The sequence below is a fragment of the Pseudomonas sp. URIL14HWK12:I12 genome, from assembly GCF_003097135.1.
Lineage (GTDB): Bacteria > Pseudomonadota > Gammaproteobacteria > Pseudomonadales > Pseudomonadaceae > Aquipseudomonas.
Map to the genome: position 1 here is coordinate 69,647 of NZ_QEQL01000005.1, position 19,788 is coordinate 89,434.

The following is a 19,788-nucleotide window of genomic DNA, read 5'->3' on the forward strand; positions in this document are numbered from 1 at the left end:
GACGATGCAGAACAAGCTCATTCGCAACCTCATGATCCTGATCGTGCTGGTGATCGCAGTCGGCGCAATCGGCTACTGGCGCATCACGCCTGAGCGGTTTCTCGACAACACCCCGGCGCAGGTCGACGAAAGCGTGGTCGACTATTACGCGATCAACACCCACACTAAGCAATACATGGACGACGGCAGCCTGCAGTACGACCTGACCGCCGACCGTGTGGAACACCACCAGGTCAGCGAAGTCTCCTACGTCACGCTGCCGGAAATGCAAATCTACCGTGGCACGCCCTACCCGTGGCACGTGCGCAGCGAGCGAGCCGAGGTCAACCCCGACGGTACCCAGATCGAGCTGATCGACAAGGTCAAACTCAACCGCACAGACCAGAAATCCCGTACTACCGTGATCAACACCAGCCGGGCGACGGTATACCCGCGCAGGCAATATGCCGAAACCGACCAAGCCGTTAGAATCGACGGCGCCAATGGCGTGACCACGGCAAAAGGAATGAAAGCGTATTTGAAAGACAGCAAGGTAGACTTGCTGTCCAACGTAAGAGGACAGTATGACGCTCGCTCTCGCTAAAACCCTCCCGGTACTGCTTGGCCTGGGCGCTGCGCTGGGGAGCGTCAATGCCCTCGCGCTGCCGACGGACCGCGACCAGCCGATCCACATCCAGGCCGACACCTCCCAGCTCGACGACAAGCAGGGCGTGGCGGTATACGTGGGCGATGTGATCATCACCCAGGGCTCGATGAAGATCACCGGCAATAAGGTCACAGTCACCCGCGACACCAACGGTGACGTCAAGACCTTCACGTCGGTAGGCAACCTGGCCTACTACGAACAAAAGCCTGCCGCTGACAAGCCGATCGTGCAGGCTTGGGCCGTTACGATCGACTACCTGGCCACCCAGGATCGGATCATCCTGACCGACCGTGCGAAGGTCGTGAACGACGGCAACGTCTCGACCGGCGAGAAGATCGTCTATGACACCGTTCGCCAGGTCGCCAACGCCGGCCGAGCCAACGGCTCCAAGGTCACCTCGCCGCAGCCACGCATCGACATGGTGATCCAGCCGAAGAAAAAAACCGAACCCGCGCAGCAACAGAAGGGGCAGTAATGGCAACCCTCAAGGCACAGCACCTTGCCAAGAGCTACAAGGGCCGCCAGGTCGTTCGCGACGTCAGCCTGTCGATCGACAGCGGTCAGATCGTAGGCCTGCTTGGCCCCAACGGCGCCGGCAAGACCACCTGCTTCTACATGATCGTCGGCCTGGTACAGGCCGAGCAGGGTCGTGTGCTGATCGACGACCTGGACGTGAGCCATCAGCCCATGCATGGCAGGGCGCGCGCCGGCATCGGCTACCTGCCACAGGAAGCGTCGATCTTTCGTAAGCTGTCGGTGGCCAACAACATCATGGCGATTCTGGAGACCCGCAAAGACCTCGACGCCGCTGGCCGCAATGCCGAGCTCGAGAACCTGTTGCAGGAATTCCACATCACTCACATCCGCGACAATCTGGGCATGAGCTTGTCGGGCGGTGAACGCCGCCGCGTCGAAATTGCGCGCGCGCTGGCTACAGCACCCAAGTTCATTCTGCTCGATGAGCCCTTCGCAGGCGTCGACCCGATCTCGGTGGGTGATATCAAGCAAATCATCCATCACCTCAAGGCCAAAGGGATCGGTGTATTGATCACCGACCATAACGTGCGCGAGACGCTGGACATCTGCGAAATCGCCTACATCGTGAATGATGGCCAATTGATCGCCGAGGGTGACGCCGAGACTATCCTGGCCAACCAACTGGTCAAGGAAGTGTACCTAGGCCACGAGTTCCGCCTCTGACGGCGAGCCAAACTAAACACTATGCAAAGCCAGTTTTTTCAGGCATATAATTTGCTTAAAGCTGGCGCCGGTGAGGTCGCCAGCAGGTAGTGGACGGCGCACCGCGCCGGCAGAACAAGGTGTCTAGCTTCCGCCATGAAACCAACGCTCGTCCTGAAAATGGGCCAGCAACTGACGATGACACCGCAGTTGCAACAGGCCATTCGCCTCCTCCAGCTCTCGACCCTGGATCTCCAGCAGGAAATCCAGGAAGCGCTGGATTCCAACCCCATGCTCGAACGCCAGGAAGAAGGCGACGACTTCGACACCAGTGACCCCATGGCCGACAACGCCGAGCTCAAGGGCAACGGCGAGGCTCAGGATACCTCCTTTCAAGACACCGGCTTCGAAGCCAGTGTGTCAGTGAACGAAGGGGCTGAAGGCGGCGAGGAAGGCGATTGGAGCGATCGCATTCCCAATGAACTGCCGGTCGACACGGCCTGGGAAGATGTCTATCAGACCAGCGCCAGCAACCTGCCCAGCAGCGATGATGACGACTGGGATTTCACTACGCGCACCTCGGCCGGTGAAAGCCTTCAAAGCCATTTGCTATGGCAGCTAAACCTGGTCCCGATGTCCGATAATGACCGGCTGATCGCCGTGACGCTGATCGACAGCATCAACGACCAGGGTTACCTGGAAGCCACTCTCGAAGAGATCTGCGACGGTTTCGACCCGGAGCTGGACATCGAGCTGGACGAAATCGAAGCGGTGCTGCACCGCATCCAACAATTCGAGCCTGCCGGGGTAGCCGCCCGCAGCTTGAGCGAATGCCTGGCCCTGCAACTGCGCCAGTTGCCGCCGAAAACGCCCTGGTTGAACGAAGCGCTGCGCTTGGTCAGCGACTACATCGACTTGCTCGGCAGCCGCGACTACAGCCAGTTGCTGCGGCGCATGAAGCTCAAGGAAGATGACCTGCGCCAGATCATCGAACTGGTACAGAGCCTCAATCCCCGCCCCGGTTCGCAGATCGAGGCCAGTGAACCCGAATACGTGGTGCCGGATGTCATCGTTCGCAAAGACAGCGACCGCTGGCTGGTCGAGCTGAATCAGGAAGCGATGCCGCGCCTGCGGGTGAACCCTCAGTACGCAGGCTTCGTTCGACGGGCTGACACCAGTGCCGACAACACCTTCATGCGCAATCAGCTTCAGGAAGCCCGCTGGTTCATCAAGAGCCTGCAGAGCCGCAACGAAACGCTGATGAAAGTGGCCACACAGATCGTCGAGCACCAGCGCGGCTTTCTCGACTATGGCGATGAGGCGATGAAGCCCTTGGTGCTGCATGACATCGCCGAAGCCGTCGGCATGCATGAATCGACTATCTCTCGAGTGACTACCCAGAAGTTCATGCACACCCCCCGAGGGATTTACGAGCTGAAGTACTTTTTCTCCAGCCACGTCAGCACTTCAGAGGGGGGCGAATGCTCCTCCACCGCTATTCGCGCGATCATCAAGAAACTGGTGGCCGCCGAAAACCAGAAAAAGCCATTGAGCGACAGCAAGATCGCTGGTTTACTGGAGGCACAAGGCATTCAGGTAGCTCGCCGCACTGTCGCCAAGTACCGTGAATCTCTCGGGATTGCGCCGTCCAGCGAACGCAAGCGGCTGATGTAACGCACCGATGCCCGGGCGCAGGCCAGCGCCCTACCCTGTTCCAGGAGGCAGGCTTACCTGCCTCTTTATGCACTGGCAATAAGGAGAAGCGGTATGCAAGTCAACATCAGTGGGCACCAGCTGGATGTGACCGAGGCCATGCGTAACTACATCAACGAGAAGCTCGCCAAACTCGAGCGGCACTTCGACAAGATCACCAATGTGCAGGTGATCATGGAAGTCGAGAAGCTGAAGCAGAAAATCGAAGCCACCTTGCGCATACCCGGCGGCGAAGTGGTCGCCAACGCAGAACACGACGACATGTACGCCGCGATCGACCTGCTCACCGACAAGCTCGACAGGCAATTACTCAAACACAAGGAAAAACAGCAGAGCCTGCTCCAGGGCGCGGCTGCTCGCTGACCCCCCTCCCCCATGATCCGAATCGAACAGATCCTGACCCCCGGCCGTTCCCAAGTGAACGTGCCGGGCGGCAGCAAGAAACGTGTACTCGAACAGATTGCCCAACTGGTAGCGCCCGATCTCTCCGGGCTCGACCAGCAGCAAATCTTCGAAGCCTTGATAGCCCGCGAACGCCTGGGCTCTACAGGTTTCGGAAACGGTATCGCCATTCCCCATTGCCGGCTGGCAGGCTGCGTAGAGCCTATCAGTGCACTGCTGCACCTCGACCACGCCGTTGACTTCGACGCGATCGATGGCGCACCGGTCGACCTGCTGTTCGTGTTGCTGGTCCCGCAGGAAGCCACCGACGAGCACCTGGAGCTTCTGCGCCAGATCGCCAGCATGCTGGACCGTAAGGACATTCGGGAGAGCCTGCGCGCCGCCACCGACAGCCAAGCACTGTACCAGGTCGTGGTGAACGCCCAGCAGGGCCACTAGCATGCGGCTAATCATCGTCAGTGGCCGGTCTGGCTCGGGCAAAAGCACCGCGCTGAATGTTCTGGAAGACAACGGCTTCTACTGCATTGACAACCTGCCTGCAGGCCTGCTCCCAGAGCTTGCCGAGCGTGCACTGATCCATACCGAACTGGCCCAGCCACTGGTAGCGGTCAGTATCGACGCCCGTAACCTGCCCAGCCACCTCAGCCGCTTCCCGGAGCTGCTCGAGGAGGTTCGCGCCCGCCATATCCAATGCGACGTGCTCTACCTGGATGCCGATGAAGACACGCTGCTCAAGCGTTTTTCGGAAACCCGCCGGCGCCACCCCCTGAGCAACTCAGAACGCTCGCTGGCGGAGGCGATCGAGGTCGAAAGCGACCTGCTGGGCCCGATCGCCGACCTGGCCGATCTCAAGATCGACACCACCGCGCTGAACCTGTATCAGCTGCGTGACACGATCAAGTTGCGCCTGCTGAATCGGCCCGACGCCGGCACCGCATTTCTCATCGAATCCTTTGGTTTCAAGCGCGGCGTGCCAGTGGATGCAGACGTGGTCTTCGACGTGCGTTGCCTGCCCAACCCCTACTGGAAACCGGAGCTACGCGACCATTCGGGGCTCGAAGCGCCTGTGATTGACTACCTGGCCGCCTCCCCCGATGTCGAGGAGATGTACCAGGATATTCATACTTACCTGCTCAAATGGCTGCCACGCTTCGCTGCAAGCAACCGCGCCTATGTCACTGTCGCCATCGGCTGCACCGGTGGCCACCATCGTTCGGTGTACCTGACCGAACGGCTCGGTGCCCAACTGCAGAACACCCTCAAGAACGTCCAGGTCCGCCACCGCGACCTCAGCTGAAAGGAACACCCGCGCAATGCCCGCACTCGATATCACCATCATCAACAAACTGGGCCTGCATGCGCGCGCGGCGGCAAAATTCGTCGGGGTAGCGGGCCGTTTTCCCTGCCAGGTTCGGGTCGGCCGTGCAGCCGACAAGCTGGTCGATGGCAAGAGCATCATGGCCGTGATGATGCTGGCGGCAGGCAAAGGCACCCAGGTTCACTTGAGCACCGAGGGCGAACAAGAACAGGAAGCGCTGGATGCGCTGGTCAAGCTCATCAACGACAAGTTTGATGAAGGCGAATGACCCGACGCTGAGTCACGGCACAAGCCTTTGAATGAAAAAAGCGCCTAAGGCGCTTTTTTGCTTTGGGTCTAAGCCTGGGGCCGGCTTACCCCAGGGCCGTATCCAGCACCATCATCAGGCAGAAGCCCAGGCATAGCCCCAGGCTCGCCAACTTGTGGTGGCCGTTACTGCGTGATTCAGGAATGATTTCGTGCGTGACGACCAGGAGCATTGCGCCTCCTGCGAAAGCCAAACCCAAGGGCAGCAGCAGCTCGGCCAGGCGAACCAGCCACGCGCACAACACCGCAAACACCGGCTCCACCAGGCCTGAGGCCGCGCCGATCAGAAATGCGCGCACTCGCGACATACCAGCGCCGGCCAGCACCAAGGCAATCACCAGCCCCTCGGGGACATCCTGCAGCGCAATGCCGATGGCCAGAGTGCTGGCGCCATCCATGCCACCCCCCGCCGACACGCCTACTGCCATGCCTTCAGGAATGTTGTGAACGATGATCGCAATCACGAACACCCATATCCGTTTAGGTACCATCGGGCGGCCAGGCGCGGCGACCAGCGCTTCAGGTGTCGCGCCAGAGACCTTGCGATCAAGCACGTAGAGCGCAAACGCGCCGAGCATGATGCCGAGGCTGGCCAATGCCCCGGAACCCCAGCGTGACAGCCCTATCGCCGCCGCCGCGTCCAGCCCTGGCAGGATCAGTGAGAAGGCGGTAGCGGCAAGCATCACGCCTGCGCCGAACCCCAGCAAGGTATCGGCCGCCGCCACCGGCATATTGCGGATGACCAGCACCGGCACCGCACCCAAGGCGGTGCCTAACGCACAAAGGGCCCCGCCTTCGAAAGCACGCATCACCCCGCTGTCCACATCCAGCCACGCCAGCGCCTTGGCCGCCAGCAATGTAAAGCCGGCCAGCAGCAACAGCGAGCCAAACGCCAGGCGAAACAGCCGAACACTGCCGACTGAAAAGCTCTCGCCCTGGCGGCTTGCTGAAGGCATGTCAGGCGATCGCGGCCTGGTAGCGCTTCTCGACTTCAGACCAGTTGATGACGTTATAGAAGGCATTGATGTATTCCGGGCGGCGATTCTGGTATTTGAGGTAATACGCGTGCTCCCACACGTCCAGCCCCAGGATCGGTGTGTTGCCGCTCATCAGGGGGCTGTCCTGGTTGGCGCTGCTCTCGACCACCAGTTTTTTCTGCGCAGTTACGCTCAGCCATGCCCAGCCGCTGCCAAAGCGGCTGATCGCGGCCTTGGTAAACGCATCTTTGAAGGCATCGAAACCACCCAGCTCGGCATCTATCGCCTTGGCCACGGTGCCTTCGGGCTCGCCGCCAGCATTGGGCGCCATCACTTCCCAAAACAGTGAGTGGTTGGCGTGGCCGCCCCCATGGTTGGTCACGGCACCTTGTTTATCGGCTGGCAGGCTTTTGAGCTCGCGCAGCAGCTTCTCTAATGGCCAGTCTGCATAGGGCGTACCTTCGACGGCAGCATTGAGGCCGTTGACGTAAGTTTGGTGGTGCTTGCTGTGGTGAATTTCCATCGTCTGCGCATCGACGTGGGGTTCCAGCGCGTCATAGGCGTAGGGCAGTTTCGGTAGGGTAAAAGCCATGGTCAGTGAACTCCGTATCGGTAGGTTGAAGGCTCGGCCTTCAGGGTGTGAGCTGGCTGCGGCGCTGCATCGGGCAAGGCCGCCAACAGGCGGCTGGGTGGGTAATGCCCATGGGCCTCGATAAAGCCGAGCAGCTCGGTGTAGGTCCGGTTGCTGTGCTGCAGCGCGGCACCTCGCAAGGCAGCCGGCAGTTGTGGGTCAGCGGCCGTTTGCAATAACCGGCGATGGATATCGCACAGATAGCGGGCGCTCTCTTGGGGCTGGCCGAGGCGCAGATGCAGATCAGCCAGGTTGTGATGCGAGATCACACAGGCGGCTACGGCCTGGTCCGCTTCCGGCCAGCGCAGAAACAACACCTGCGCGAGGGCGAGCGCGTGAAGGTACAGCTCGCGCGCCTCGATCAGGTCGCCCTGCTCGAAACGCTGATTGGCCTGCTCGGTGGTTTTTCTCCAGTGCTGCACGCAGGGCCTCCAGGGCGTTTACAGGCCGCCGGCCGTCAGTTTTACCGGGTCGAGCAGGGTTTCCAGGCGCTCACGAGAGAGGTCGGTGTGCTCCAGCGCGACATCAATGATCGGGCGGCCTTCGCGGTATGCCTGCTTGGCGATCTCGGCAGCCTTCTGGTAACCGATGATAGGGTTGAGGGCGGTCACCAGAATCGGGTTGCGCCCCAGTGCCTCCTTGAGCTTGGCTTCGTTGACACGGAAGCCAGCGATGGCTTTGTCTGCCAGAAGACGGCTTGCGTTGGCCAACAGTTCAATGCTTTCGAGCAGGTTGGAGGCAATGACCGGCAACATCACGTTGAGCTCGAAATTGCCCGACTGCCCTGCCACCGCGATCGTAGCGTCATTGCCGATTACCTGGGCAGCCACCATCGCGGTGGCCTCAGGGATCACCGGGTTTACCTTGCCCGGCATGATCGAGGAGCCCGGCTGCAAAGCTTCCAGCTCGATTTCGCCAAGCCCTGCCAGCGGGCCGGAATTCATCCACCGCAGGTCGTTGGCAATCTTCATCAGGCTCACGGCGGTGGTTTTGAGCTGCCCCGAGACCGCCACGGCAGTGTCTTGGGAGCCGATCAACGCGAACAGGTTGTCGCCGGGAGTGAAGGCCACCCCCGTAGCGCTGCTGAGCTGCTCGCTGAACAGCCGCGAGAAATCCGGGTGCGCATTGATCCCCGTCCCTACGGCGGTGCCGCCTTGGGCCAACGCCTGCAGGCTGGGCTGCAGCGCGCGTAGATGCCCCAGGTTGGCCTTCACCTGCGCGGCCCAGCCATGGAGCACCTGGCTCAGGCGCACCGGCATGGCGTCCATCAGGTGGGTACGCCCGGTCTTGACGAAGGTGTGCACCTGCGCCGCCTTCTGGCCCAGCACGCCAACCAGATGCTCAAGCGAGGGCAGCAGGTGCTCATGCAGCGCCAAGGCGGCACTGATGTGCAGGGTGCTGGGGATGATGTCGTTGCTGCTTTGGCCGCAATTGACGTGGTCGTTCGGGTTCACGGCCTCTGCGCAGGCACGGCTGGCAAGCGTGGCGATCACCTCGTTGGCGTTCATGTTGGAGCTGGTACCCGAACCGGTCTGGAAGATGTCCACCGGAAAGTGCTGCATGAAATCACCCGCCAGCAGCTGCTCGCAGGCGGCTTCGATGGCCTGACCCTGGGCGGGTGTGATCTGCTCCAAGGCGACGTTGGCACGTGCGGCCGCCGCCTTGGCCAGCACCAGTGCGCGCACGAACTGTGCTGGCATTCGCTGGCCGCTGATCGGAAAGTTGTCGACCGCGCGCTGGGTCTGGGCGCCATACAGCGCCTGGGCAGGCACCTGCAGCTCGCCCATGCTGTCACGTTCGATGCGGGTAGCGCTCATCGCATTATCCTTGTGGAGGTTCTTGGTAGGAGATCGAGGGGTACAACTGGCAGTGCGCCAAGGCCTGCGCATGGCATTGCCATTGCTCGAGTGCGCTGCTCGATTGCGCCAACCCATGCAACTCACGCAGGGGCCGCCAAGCCTGGTCAAGGCACTGATTGCGCCAATGCCAGGGCAGAGCGATGTCTTGAGCAGTGGCGAGCAGGAGGCGGAATGTGGCCAGGGCTACGGCATGCGGGCCCATCGGCGTGAACCGAGCCAGGCAGCGCCCCGCACCGAAGTAGTGATCGATCAGGCGGGGTTCGTCAGGGCGCAGGGCGCAGCGGATCTGCTGGCCAAGCCACCGCCAGTGATCCAGGTAAGGTAATTCTCGGACAGCAGAGGACATTCGCACGCACCGCTTTGGCCGCTAATGCGTTTTATTATTATTTGATAAACGAAATCATTGCAACCCAGCAGCAAGGCCTGCCCGCATTGCGCGGGCAGGCAGGTGAGGTTTAGCTACCGGCCACGGTCATGCGCTCGATCAACACCGAGCCACTGCGTATGTGGCTACGAGTTTCAATGTCGCTACCGATCGCCGCAATTTTGCCGAACATATCTTTCATATTCCCCGCGATGGTCACCTCTTGTACCGGGAACTGGATTTCCCCATTTTCGACCCAATAGCCGGCGGCGCCGCGAGAATAATCTCCAGTAACCATATTGAGCCCGTGGCCCATCAATTCGGTCACCAGCAGGCCACGCCCCATCTGGCGAATAAGCCCGGCCTGATCGTGATCGCCGTGGCTGACGTACAGGTTATGCACGCCCCCGGCATTGGCGGTGCTGGGCATGCCAAGCTTGCGCCCGGAATAGGTGGAAAGCATGTACGACACCAGCCGGCCGTTTTCCACAAAAGGCTTGGCGTAGGTGGCCAGGCCGTCGCCGTCGAAGGAAGAACTGGCCAAGCCGCCGCGTTCGTGCGGGCGTTCGTCGAGCGTTAGCCACTGCGGAAAGAGCATTTCGCCCAGCTGACCTTCCAGAAACGAGGCTTTGCGGTAGAGATTGCCCCCCGCGATCGCCGACAGGAAACTGCCGAACAAGCCGCCGGCAAGCTCTGCTGAAAACAGCACAGGCACCTCGCAGGTGGGCACCGGCCGTGCACCGAGGCGGCTGGCGGCGCGCTCGGCAGCGCGCCGGCCGATGCTCTGCGGGCTGGCAAGCAGCTCGCCACGGCGGTTGAAGTCGTACCAGTAGTCGCGCTGCATCTGCCCGTCCGCTTCAGCGATCATCACGCATGACAGTGTATTGCGCGTGGCTGCATAGCCTCCGATAAACCCATGGCTGTTGCCATATACGCGGCAGCCTTGATGCACGTTCACTGTGCTGCCATCGGCATTGGTGATCCGCGGGTCGGCATCGAACGCCGCCGCTTCGGCGGCCAAGGCGAGCTCGACAGCCTGGTCCGGTGTGATTGCCCAGGGGTGATAGATATCGAAATCCTCGACCTGTTTGCACATCAGGCTGGCCTCGGCCAGGCCGGAGCTGGGGTCTTCAGAGGTGTGCTCGGCAATCGCCAACGCTGCGGCAACGGTTTCCCGGATCGCGTCCGGGCCACTGGCCGAGGTGCTGGCCGAGCCCTTGCGCTGGCCGACGTACAGGGTAATGCCAAAACCCTGGTCGCGATTGAATTCGACCGTTTCCACTTCGCGCTGGCGCACCGAGGTCGATAGCCCCTGCTCCAGCGTCACGGCCACCTCGCAGGCGCTGGCGCCCTGGCGGCGCGCCTCGGCGATGATCTGCTCGACCTGTTCCTGCAATCGCGGCAGGTCCTGCGGGCCGACGCTCTGCTCTGCTTTCATGGCACTCTCCACACTTCATGTTCGGCTATCAGCCAGGGCCAACCGGCAACCGGGCCGGACAAAGCGCCACTGACTGTTTATCATGGCGGCGTTATTCATCGGACGGCCCCCATGGTTGATTCTTACGACGATTCCCTCGGCGAGGGTAAAAGCAAAACCCAGGTCAAACGCGAACTGCTTGCGCTGACCGAACTGGGCGCACGCCTGACCACACTCAAGCCCGACATGGTCGCGCGCTTGCCGCTGACCGAGCCACTGCGCCGCGCGCTGGAAGAAGCGCCTCGGCACACCGCCAACTCCGCGCGCAAACGCCACACGCAGTTCATCGGCAAACTGATGCGCGACCAGGACATCGACGCGATCCTGCAAATGCTGGATCAGGTCGATGCTTCGACGCGCGAGTACAACGAACGCTTCCATAATCTTGAACGCTGGCGCGACCGGCTGATTGGCGGGGGCGACGAAACGCTCACGGCGTTCTTTGCCGACTACGCCGAGGCCGACCGCCAGCACCTGCGTCAGTTGATCCGCCATGCGCAGCACGAGGCGGCTCACAACAAGCCGCCGGCGGCGGCGCGCAAGCTGTTCAAGTACATTCGCGAACTCGACGAGCAACAGCGCGGCCTGCGTTGAGCGAAGCCGGCGCTCAGGCGCCGGTTCCGCCCACGGTAATCGCATCGATTTTCAGTGTCGGTTGCCCTACGCCAACCGGCACCGATTGGCCATCCTTGCCACAGGTGCCCACACCGCTGTCCAGCGCCAGGTCGTTGCCCACCATCGATACCCGGCTCATGGCCTCAGGCCCGTTGCCGATCAGCGTCGCGCCCTTCACTGGTGCGGTGATCTTGCCGTCTTCGATCAGGTAGGCCTCGCTGGTGGAGAACACGAATTTGCCGCTGGTTATGTCTACTTGCCCACCGCCCAGGTTGGCGCAGTAGATGCCCTTCTTCACTGAAGCGATGATCTCCTGCGGGTCGCTCTGGCCGGCAAGCATGTAGGTGTTGGTCATGCGCGGCATCGGCAGGCAGGCGTAGGATTCGCGCCGGCCGTTGCCGGTGCGCGCCTTGCCCATCAGGCGGGCATTGAGCTTGTCTTGCATGTAGCCCTTGAGCACGCCGTTTTCGATCAGGGTGGTGCATTCGGTCGGCACGCCCTCATCGTCTACCGAAAGCGAGCCACGCCGCCCAGCCAGGGTGCCATCGTCGACGATGGTGCACAGGCTGGAAGCGACCTTCTCACCCACGCGCCCGCTGTAAGCCGAGCTGCCCTTGCGGTTGAAGTCGCCTTCAAGGCCATGGCCGACCGCCTCGTGCAGCAGCACGCCGGACCACCCCGACCCTAGCACCACCGGCAGGGTGCCTGCCGGTGCCGGCACGGCCTCCAGGTTCACCAAAGCCTGGCGCAGCGCCTCGCGGGCATAGCCCATGGCGCGGTCGTTTTCCAGGAAGTAGCGGTAGTCGGTGCGCCCGCCCCCACCTTGCCCGCCACGCTCACGGCGGCCACCCTGCTCGACGATGACGCTGACGTTGAAGCGCACCAGCGGGCGCACATCTGCGGCCAGGGTACCGTCGGCTGCGGCGATCAGCACCTGCTCCCAAACGCCTGCCATGCTCACCGATACTTGTTGGATCCGTGGGTCCAGTGCGCGGGTCTGCTCGTCGATACGCTTGAGCAGCTCGACCTTTTCAGCCCGGCTGAGTACTTCCAACGGGTTGCCAGCGGCGTACAGCGGCGCTGCCTGAACCGCGCTGAACACCTGGACCTTGCCGTCCTGCCCGGCACGGGAAATGGAACGGGCCGCCTGCGCCGCCTGCGACAGCGCGCTGCGCTCCAGGGTGTTGCTGTACGCGAAGCCAGTCTTCTCGCCCGACTGCGCGCGCACCCCGACCCCTTGGTCAAGGTTGAAGCTGCCTTCCTTGACGATCCCATCCTCCAATGACCAAGACTCCGACACCTGCGCCTGGAAATACAGGTCCGCAGCGTCGATACCCGGCCCGGCCAGCTCCCCAAGCACCGCTTGCAGGGTATCCAGGCCCAGACCACCAGGTGCCAGCAACCGGTCACTGACAGTGCTCAACATCTCGCTCATGCTTACTCCACATCGCCTGCAGGCCGCACTGCGCCCTGCGTAGAAAACCGCCGGTGCTCAAGCACCGGCATGCGCGCCCTGATCGACGCCTGCTCGGCCGCGTCGAAGTGGCCTGTTAACACACCCGGCGCCTTGGGCTGCTGGGCCACTATCCGCCCCCAAGGATCGACGATCGCCGCCTGCCCCCAGGTTTCGCGCCCCTGGCCATGGTCGCCACCTTGGGCCGCCGCCAGCAGGTAGCACTGGGTTTCGATGGCTCGGGCCCGAATCAACACCTCCCAATGCGCGTGCCCGGTCACCGCCGTGAAGGCCGAGGGGGCGCTGATCAGTTCAGCGCCCCGTTCGCGCAAGCGGGCATAAAGCTCGGGGAAACGCAGGTCGTAACACACCGAAAGCCCCAACCGCCCCACGGGTGTATCGACAACCACCACTTCCTGCCCATGAGCATAGTCGTCAGACTCACGATAACGTACGCGTGCGTCGTTCACATCGGCATCGAACAGGTGCAGCTTGTCGTAGCGGGCAACGATTTCGCCCTGCCCATCGAACACCAGCGAGCAGGCACGCGGCTTAGCCTGGGGTGCCCCTGCCGGCGGCAGCGGCAAGGTGCCAGCTACCAACCAGAGATTGAGGTCACGAGCGGCCTGTTTCAAGGCCGGTAGAATAGGCCCCCGGCCTTCGGCTTCGGCAAGCCCCAGCTCGGCAGCATTCCGGCGGCCGAAGGCAGCGAAGTTTTCCGGCAGGACCGCAAGCTTGGCGCCCTGCTCGGCCGCCTGCTCCAGCAACCTGCGAGCCTCGCGCAGGTTCGTATCGACCTGGGGGCCACTGACCATCTGGATCACTGCGAACGTCATACCCCACCCTCGCAACGGAAAATACCGTCGATGCTAACACTCTCCAGCACTCAGGACCTGCTGAACGGTTTTTGCAGTGAAAGTTTCGGGTCTTTCAGGGGGCCCTGGACCTTGTAATTGACACTCGCGAACTTGGCGACCCGGTCCCCAAGTAGCTTGTCGACCAGAAACAGTGCGCCCCCTACCGCAGGCGCGCCCACCAGCAAGGCAGCGATCGGCAGGTTAGTGGACAGCGGCAGCGCCACCTGCAGATGTGCATCGATGCGGTCGGCTGCCATGTCGAGGGTACCGTCGAGTTCCAAATTGCTGGACGGCCCGTTCAGCGTGATGGGCTTGCGGGTTACGTACACCCCATCGCTGGCCACCAGCCGGCCCTTGACCTGGTCATAGCTCAGGCCTTTGCCGAGCAGGTCAGAGAAGTCCAGGCGCAGGCGGCGGCCGATGGCGTTGAAGTTGAGCAACCCGAACACCCGCAGTGCCTGTGCGCCGCCCTCTACCTCAACGAACTGGCCGTGCTTGAGCTGGGCATCGAGGCTACCCGAATAGCGCTTGGGCGACACCCAGGCCGGCGAGCCAGGCCAGCGGCCGTCGACGTCGACATTGAAGCTGTCGCTGGTGACGCTGGGGGCAAACTTCCAGGCTTTGAGCACATCGCCCAGGTTCTTGCCGCTCAGGCTGCCGGCGAAGGCACTGCTGGTGTTGCCGGGCGCCCCCTGCCAGCTTCCCTTGCCCTGGAGTTGCAGGCCTTTCAGGCCCAGGTCAATGTCGCTCAGCAGTACCCCGGTCGCATTCGGGCGCATCTTCAGCGCCCAAGCCCCGACCAATTCATCACCCTGGTAAAGCTGATCGATGCGCAAGTTCACCGGCGGCAGCCCGCGTGGGTCGACCGAGGCCAACGGGTCGGGCGTGTCCGGTTCTGGCGCGTCGTTAGTTGTCGGCGGGGCCGGCGCTGGCAGGCGCACCGCCTGAAGACGCACATCCATAGGCTGCTGCCGGTCATCAGGAAGCGTAGCCTGGCCCGTGACTTGTTGGCTGTCCACCGCCACCGCCCAGGCACTGCCCGCTCTGCGCAAGCTGACCTGAGCGTTGTCCAGGGTGGTGCCGATGCCACTGAGGCGGCCAATGCGAAGGTTCACACTGTTGAGCCACTGCCCAGCGCTGCCGCTGCTCTGCCCCCCTGCGTAGCGCTCGCCATGAGACTTCCAGGCCGAAACGTCGAAATGATCGAGCGAGCCGCGTATGCGCAGGCCTTTTTCAGTGGGCAATTGCGCAGGCTCGCTTCCCAGCTGCAGCTCGCCCCGGCCCTCATTCAACTGGCCATTAGGTGCGAGATACACCGCATTGGCCAGCTCGGCGTAGCGCGCCTTCGCCAGGCGGTCGGGCCCACTCAGGCTCAGCTCGAAACGTGCCTGGCGCGGCTCGGCCGCGTCCTTGCCGAACGGCGCCGGCAGGCTCACGGCCAAGCCTTTGAGATCGGAGTCGATGGCCAGGCGGCTCTCCTTGCCCAACCATACCTGCAAGCTGTAGGGGATCTCGCCGCTTACCGGCAGTGGCGCGTCGTACTTGAGCCATTGCGTGAGGGTGTCGACCGGCATCTGGCTTCTGACTGCCAGCCGGGTCAGCGGGTTGCCCGGCTGGCCCTCGGCGAATATCTGTGCGTTCAGAGGCCGCCCAAAGGCTTGCGCCCCGACGTTCTGCGCGCTCAGCCCCTTTTCGAGGTCGAAGCGGAAGTCGCCCTTGACCTCACTGAGTTCCAGGGCAGGGTTGGCGATCTTGAGGCGTGCGCCCTGGGTGTTGAAATCGACCACGACCTTGGGTGCTTCGCCTTTGACCAAAGGCACATCAAGCTTGAGCGAACCCGCCAAGGGGCCGTCGCCTTCCCAGCCCGCGAACTGCTCGCCAGTGCCGATGGGCGCTGTCTGCAGGATGGTCAGGCCATTAGCCAAGGTTCCATCGAAGTCACCATCGACCAGCAGGTGGCTGGCCTGCCCGGCCGGAGCGTGCGGCACGCGCACATCCACACTACGAACCTGGGTATCGAGGATCTGCCCCTGGTCGGCGAGGATACGCACCGCGCCGTCCTGGATGTACACCCGCCCATCGACCTGGCGGGCGTGCGGCCAGCCCGGCTCAAAATCCAGCTCGGCATCGCGCACCTTGAAGAACAGGCTGATGCTGCGGGCATGGTCGGGCGCGGCTTTGGCCAGCGAGCCCTGGTACTGGAAATAACCTTCGTCGACCTTGCCGCCAAGCACTGCCCTGCGCAACCAGTCGGCCACCGAGGGGGCGAGCACCTCAGGCAGGTACTTGGGTGTGAACCTGCCGTCGCCATTGGCCAGGCCCACGCGAAGGTCCATGTAGGGTTCGGCATCGTGGGCGAACGGCAAGCGAATCAGGAAGTCAGCGGAAATGTCGCCCTCATCCCCTTTGACCCGAATCGCAGGGGCGATCAGGGTGAAGACCTGCGCGTTCAGGTCCAGGCGCCAATCGAGGCGGGCATGCGCCTGCTGGTAGGTCCAGGGTTTGGCGAAGATGGGGTACAGGTGCAGCATGAACCCGTCATTGGAGGCCACGCTCAGCTGGCCCCCGCCCAAGTCGCCCTGCAGCCTGCCACTGACCGAGCCGGCGCCAGGCGCGCCATGCCAGGGGCTGAAACCAAGGTGATCGAGGTTGGTATCGAAAACCAACCTACGATCACCCGCGGCCTCAGGCCGCCACTGCAACGAAACATTGCGCAACGAGCCTGTGAAATTGAGGTTATCAACCGCCGCCATCGCCGCTGCCGGCAGCGGTGCCCAGGCGTCGACCAGCCCCTTGAGCGGCGCCAGGTCCAGGCGATCGGCCTGCAGCGCCCACAACTGGCCGCCAGCCTCCGAGCCTTGGCGCAGGTTCAAACGAGATTCCCACCGCTTGCCCTTGATGCTCATCGCCAGGGAATCGGCCTGTACCAGGTACCCGCCATCGGCCTGTGTTATCCAGGCATTGAGTGCCAGGTCGCGCACCCGGGCGGGCGGCCGCTGGTCCCAAGCGCCCGTGACCTCTGGCGCGTTCAAGCGCAAGGCCGCGCTGCGCAACGAGCCTTGGCGCCAGTCGGCCCAAGCCTCACCACCGGCCTTGAGCACGCTGGCCTTCCAGCCTTGCAGAAGGCTGGGCGGCACCCATCGGGCCCAATCGCTCTGCGGCAGGCTCAGGTAGCCGGAAAGGTCGCTCTGGCGCCAGTTGCTGGTGTCCACGCGCGCACGCAGCGCCGCCGCGACCGGCTGGCCATCGGGCAAGTTGAAGCGCACATCCAGTGCCTGGGATTGCCGGCCGCCGCGCAAGCTCAAGCCCAGATAGGTCAGGGCCAGGGGATCGCGGCCCATGGGCTTGAGCGTCAGTTGGCTGTCGAGCACCGACAGCTCGCCCAGTTGCTCAAGTTGCTCCAGCGCCCCGGGGATATCGAGCGGCGTATCGGCACGCCGGGGCAGGCCCGCCAGCGCCCACCGCCCATCAGTGCCCTGCTCAAGGCTCAGGTGCAGGCCTTCTACCTCCAGGTGTTCGACACGCGGCGCCATTGCCAGCAGGCTGCGCCACAGCGAAGGCACCAGCTGCACGCGGTCCAGGCGCTGCTGGTCTGCGCCCTCGCCTATTGTCACATCGTGAGCAGAAATGATCGGTGCCAGCCCATGCCAGCTACCTTCGAGCCTGCCGATGGCCACAGGAATGTGCAGGGCTTGGCTGGCCTTGACGCTGGCAACGCCTGCATATTCACCGACCAGCGGTACCAGGTAGCGCCCCAAGCTCACCACCAGGGCGAGCAGGATCAGCACCACGCAGGCCAGGCCCAGAGCCCAGCGAAACAGCGCATCCAGCCAGCGAGTCAGACGCGCCATGGAAAACAGCCTTCAAGAACGGTGCACGACAGATTCAGAGCAGCACCACGTCGTATTGTTCCTGCGAATACATGGTTTCAACCTGAAAACGTATCGTGCGGCCAATAAATGCTTCGAGCTCAGCCACGTTGCCGGACTCTTCGTCCAGCAGCCGATCGACCACCTTCTGATTGGCCAACACTCTATAGCCTTCGGCTTGATAGGCTCGGGCCTCGCGCAGGATTTCCCTGAAAATCTCGTAGCAAACCGTTTCAGGTGTCTTTTGCTTACCCCTGCCCTGGCAACTGGCGCACGGCTCGCACAGCACCTGCTCCAAGCTTTCGCGAGTGCGCTTGCGGGTCATTTGCACCAGCCCCAGCTCGGTGATGCCGATGATGTTGGTCTTGGCGTGGTCGCGCTCGAGCTGTTTTTCCAACGTACGCAGTACCTGGCGGCGGTGCTCTTCGTCTTCCATGTCGATGAAGTCGATGATGATGATGCCGCCGATATTGCGCAGGCGCAGCTGCCGCGCGATAGCGGTTGCAGCTTCCAGATTGGTTTTGAAGATGGTTTCTTCAAGGTTCCGATGGCCGACGAAGGCACCGGTGTTCACATCGACGGTGGTCATGGCTTCGGCGAGGTCTACCACCAGGTAGCCCCCGGACTTGAGCGGCACCTTACGCTCAAGCGCACGCTGAATCTCATCCTCGACGCCATAGAGGTCGAATATCGGCCTTTCGCCAGGATAGTGCTCCAAGCGATCGGCGATTTCCGGCATCAGCTCGGCGACGAACTGCGTGGTTTTCTGGAAGGTTTCCCGCGAATCGATGCGGATCTTTTCGATTTTGGGGCTGACCAGATCGCGTAGAGTACGCAGTGCCAGGCCCAGGTCCTCGTAGATGACCGTCGGGGCCCCAACCGTCTTGATCTGCTGGCCGATCTGTTCCCAGAGCCTTCGCAGGTAACGGATGTCCATCAGCAGCTCTTCGGCGCGGGCGCCCTCGGCGGCGGTGCGCAGGATGAACCCACCGGCATCGGTGACGCCTTCGGCGGCGACGCAGTCGGTTACCGCTTTCTTGAGCCGCTCGCGCTCGGCCTCGTCTTCGATCTTCAGGGATATGCCCACATGGCTGCTGCGCGGCATGTAGACCAGGTAACGGGAGGGGATCGACAGCTGGGTGGTCAGCCGTGCGCCTTTGGTACCGATAGGGTCTTTGGTGACTTGCACCACAAGTGCCTGGCCCTCATGCACCAAGGCAGTGATGCTCTCTGCCGCCTGGCCCTCACGCTGGGTGATTTCCGACGCATGGATGAACGCCGCACGCTCCAGGCCGATGTCGATGAATGCCGCCTGCATCCCAGGCAGCACCCGCACCACCTTGCCTTTATAGATGTTGCCGACGATCCCACGGCGTTGCGTGCGCTCGACGTGCGCTTCCTGCAATACGCCATTCTCCACCACCGCCACGCGCGACTCCATTGGGGTGATGTTGATCAGGATCTCTTCACTCATGGCAAGCTCTCGTCCAGTGGGCCAACAGGGGTGCGCTCTGGCAAGGAAACGCCTTGCCGAAGTTCATTGCCAACAGGCAATGCCAAACAGGGCCATCAGCTTCGCAGTTTCGCACAAGGGTAAGCCCACGACTGCTGAATAACTGCCTTCCAATGCCTCGACGAATACCGCGCCCAACCCCTGGATAGCGTAACCGCCCGCCTTGTCGGCCGGTTCGCCACTGGCCCAGTAGGCCCGGGCCTCGGCCTGCTCGATCACGCGAAAGCGCACCCGGCTGGCCACGCAGAGCGTTTCGCTGCGCTGGCCGTCGAACAGTGCAACGGCGGTCAGCACCTGGTGATCCCGCCCGCCAAGTGCCAGCAAGGTATCGATCGCGTCCTGCTCATTGGCGGGCTTGCCCAGGATGCGCCCATCGAGCACCACGGCGGTATCGGCGCCCAGCACCACGCCGGGGCCAGGCGTATGCAGCGCACCGGCCTGCGCCTTGGCCAGCGCAAGGCGTTCTACATAGGCCTGCGCGGCTTCTCCGGGCAAGGGGGTTTCGTCGATGCTGGCGCTGATGACCGAGAAGGGCACGCCGATCTGAGTGAGCAGCTCACGGCGCCGCGGCGAGCCAGAGGCGAGGTATAGCGTTGGCATCGCGGCGTC

20 protein-coding genes are annotated in these 19,788 nt (G+C 62.7%); 9 read left to right on the forward strand and 11 right to left on the reverse strand.

Going from position 1 to position 19,788, the window contains the following annotated elements:
* Window positions 1-4: 4 nt before the first annotated feature.
* The 8 genes from lptC (at window position 5) to F474_RS15575 (ending at window position 5,526) form a co-directional block, all read left to right on the forward strand.
* Complete coding sequence (gene lptC / locus F474_RS15540) at window positions 5-583, forward strand: LPS export ABC transporter periplasmic protein LptC (protein WP_097086112.1); 579 nt, start codon at window positions 5-7, stop codon at window positions 581-583.
* Window positions 564-1,121: a lipopolysaccharide transport periplasmic protein LptA gene (gene lptA / locus F474_RS15545; protein ID WP_097086109.1), complete on the forward strand. Its 558-nt coding sequence runs from the start codon at window positions 564-566 to the stop codon at window positions 1,119-1,121. The genes lptC and lptA overlap by 20 nt, the downstream gene beginning before the upstream one ends.
* Window positions 1,121-1,846, forward strand: coding sequence for an LPS export ABC transporter ATP-binding protein (lptB, locus tag F474_RS15550; protein ID WP_097086107.1), 726 nt, complete (start codon window positions 1,121-1,123; stop codon window positions 1,844-1,846). The genes lptA and lptB overlap by 1 nt, the downstream gene beginning before the upstream one ends.
* 135 nt (window positions 1,847-1,981) lie before the next feature.
* Window positions 1,982-3,499 carry an RNA polymerase factor sigma-54 gene (locus F474_RS15555; RefSeq protein ID WP_097086105.1) on the forward strand — a complete coding sequence of 506 codons (1,518 nt, stop codon included), beginning with the start codon at window positions 1,982-1,984 and terminating at the stop codon, window positions 3,497-3,499.
* A gap of 93 nt (window positions 3,500-3,592) precedes the next feature.
* The gene (gene hpf / locus F474_RS15560) at window positions 3,593-3,901 is read left to right on the forward strand and encodes a ribosome hibernation-promoting factor, HPF/YfiA family (protein WP_097086103.1); all 309 of its coding nucleotides are present in this window, start codon (window positions 3,593-3,595) and stop codon (window positions 3,899-3,901) included.
* Between the two features lie 12 nt (window positions 3,902-3,913).
* Window positions 3,914-4,378 carry a PTS IIA-like nitrogen regulatory protein PtsN gene (ptsN, locus tag F474_RS15565; RefSeq protein ID WP_097086101.1) on the forward strand — a complete coding sequence of 155 codons (465 nt, stop codon included), beginning with the start codon at window positions 3,914-3,916 and terminating at the stop codon, window positions 4,376-4,378.
* 1 nt (window position 4,379) lies between these two features.
* Complete coding sequence (gene rapZ / locus F474_RS15570; RefSeq protein WP_097086098.1) at window positions 4,380-5,237, forward strand: RNase adapter RapZ; 858 nt, start codon at window positions 4,380-4,382, stop codon at window positions 5,235-5,237.
* 16 nt (window positions 5,238-5,253) lie between these two features.
* Complete coding sequence (locus F474_RS15575) at window positions 5,254-5,526, forward strand: HPr family phosphocarrier protein (protein ID WP_097086096.1); 273 nt, start codon at window positions 5,254-5,256, stop codon at window positions 5,524-5,526.
* 85 nt (window positions 5,527-5,611) lie between these two features.
* On the opposite strand, the gene F474_RS15580 is transcribed toward F474_RS15575, so the two are convergent.
* From F474_RS15580 to pmbA, 6 genes are all read right to left on the reverse strand, one after another.
* Window positions 5,612-6,520: a ZIP family metal transporter gene (locus F474_RS15580; protein ID WP_097086094.1), complete on the reverse strand. Its 909-nt coding sequence runs from the start codon at window positions 6,518-6,520 to the stop codon at window positions 5,612-5,614.
* A 1-nt stretch (window position 6,521) separates the two neighbouring features.
* Window positions 6,522-7,133 carry a superoxide dismutase gene (locus F474_RS15585; RefSeq protein WP_097086092.1) on the reverse strand — a complete coding sequence of 204 codons (612 nt, stop codon included), beginning with the start codon at window positions 7,131-7,133 and terminating at the stop codon, window positions 6,522-6,524.
* A 2-nt stretch (window positions 7,134-7,135) separates the two neighbouring features.
* Window positions 7,136-7,594 (reverse strand): DUF2753 domain-containing protein, encoded by a 459-nt coding sequence (locus tag F474_RS15590; protein WP_256577776.1) that lies wholly within the window; start codon window positions 7,592-7,594, stop codon window positions 7,136-7,138.
* Window positions 7,595-7,612: 18 nt separating this feature from the next.
* Window positions 7,613-8,989 carry an aspartate ammonia-lyase gene (locus tag F474_RS15595; RefSeq protein WP_097086090.1) on the reverse strand — a complete coding sequence of 459 codons (1,377 nt, stop codon included), beginning with the start codon at window positions 8,987-8,989 and terminating at the stop codon, window positions 7,613-7,615.
* A gap of 4 nt (window positions 8,990-8,993) precedes the next feature.
* A complete protein-coding gene (locus F474_RS22990; protein WP_097086088.1) occupies window positions 8,994-9,377 on the reverse strand; it encodes a FagA protein in 384 nt (127 codons plus the stop codon).
* A 109-nt stretch (window positions 9,378-9,486) separates the two neighbouring features.
* A complete protein-coding gene (gene pmbA / locus F474_RS15605) occupies window positions 9,487-10,833 on the reverse strand; it encodes a metalloprotease PmbA (RefSeq protein WP_097086086.1) in 1,347 nt (448 codons plus the stop codon).
* A gap of 111 nt (window positions 10,834-10,944) precedes the next feature.
* Here pmbA and yjgA point away from each other — a divergent pair, with 111 nt between their 5' ends.
* Window positions 10,945-11,466, forward strand: a complete 522-nt coding sequence (gene yjgA, locus F474_RS15610; protein ID WP_097086083.1) for a ribosome biogenesis factor YjgA — start codon at window positions 10,945-10,947, stop codon at window positions 11,464-11,466.
* 13 nt (window positions 11,467-11,479) lie between these two features.
* Here yjgA and tldD read toward each other — a convergent pair whose 3' ends face one another.
* The 5 genes from tldD to F474_RS15635 all read right to left on the reverse strand — a co-directional run bounded on the left by tldD (window position 11,480) and on the right by F474_RS15635 (window position 19,779).
* A complete protein-coding gene (tldD, locus tag F474_RS15615) occupies window positions 11,480-12,922 on the reverse strand; it encodes a metalloprotease TldD (RefSeq protein WP_097086082.1) in 1,443 nt (480 codons plus the stop codon).
* Between the two features lie 2 nt (window positions 12,923-12,924).
* Complete coding sequence (locus F474_RS15620) at window positions 12,925-13,776, reverse strand: carbon-nitrogen hydrolase family protein (protein ID WP_097086080.1); 852 nt, start codon at window positions 13,774-13,776, stop codon at window positions 12,925-12,927.
* A gap of 50 nt (window positions 13,777-13,826) precedes the next feature.
* Window positions 13,827-17,648: a YhdP family protein gene (locus tag F474_RS15625; protein ID WP_097086078.1), complete on the reverse strand. Its 3,822-nt coding sequence runs from the start codon at window positions 17,646-17,648 to the stop codon at window positions 13,827-13,829.
* 34 nt (window positions 17,649-17,682) lie between these two features.
* Window positions 17,683-19,140: a ribonuclease G gene (rng, locus tag F474_RS15630; protein ID WP_097086076.1), complete on the reverse strand. Its 1,458-nt coding sequence runs from the start codon at window positions 19,138-19,140 to the stop codon at window positions 17,683-17,685.
* Window positions 19,141-19,203: 63 nt separating this feature from the next.
* On the reverse strand, window positions 19,204-19,779 hold the full coding sequence (locus F474_RS15635) for a nucleoside triphosphate pyrophosphatase (protein ID WP_097086074.1): 576 nt from the start codon (window positions 19,777-19,779) through the stop codon (window positions 19,204-19,206).
* Between the last annotated feature and the right edge of the window lie 9 nt (window positions 19,780-19,788).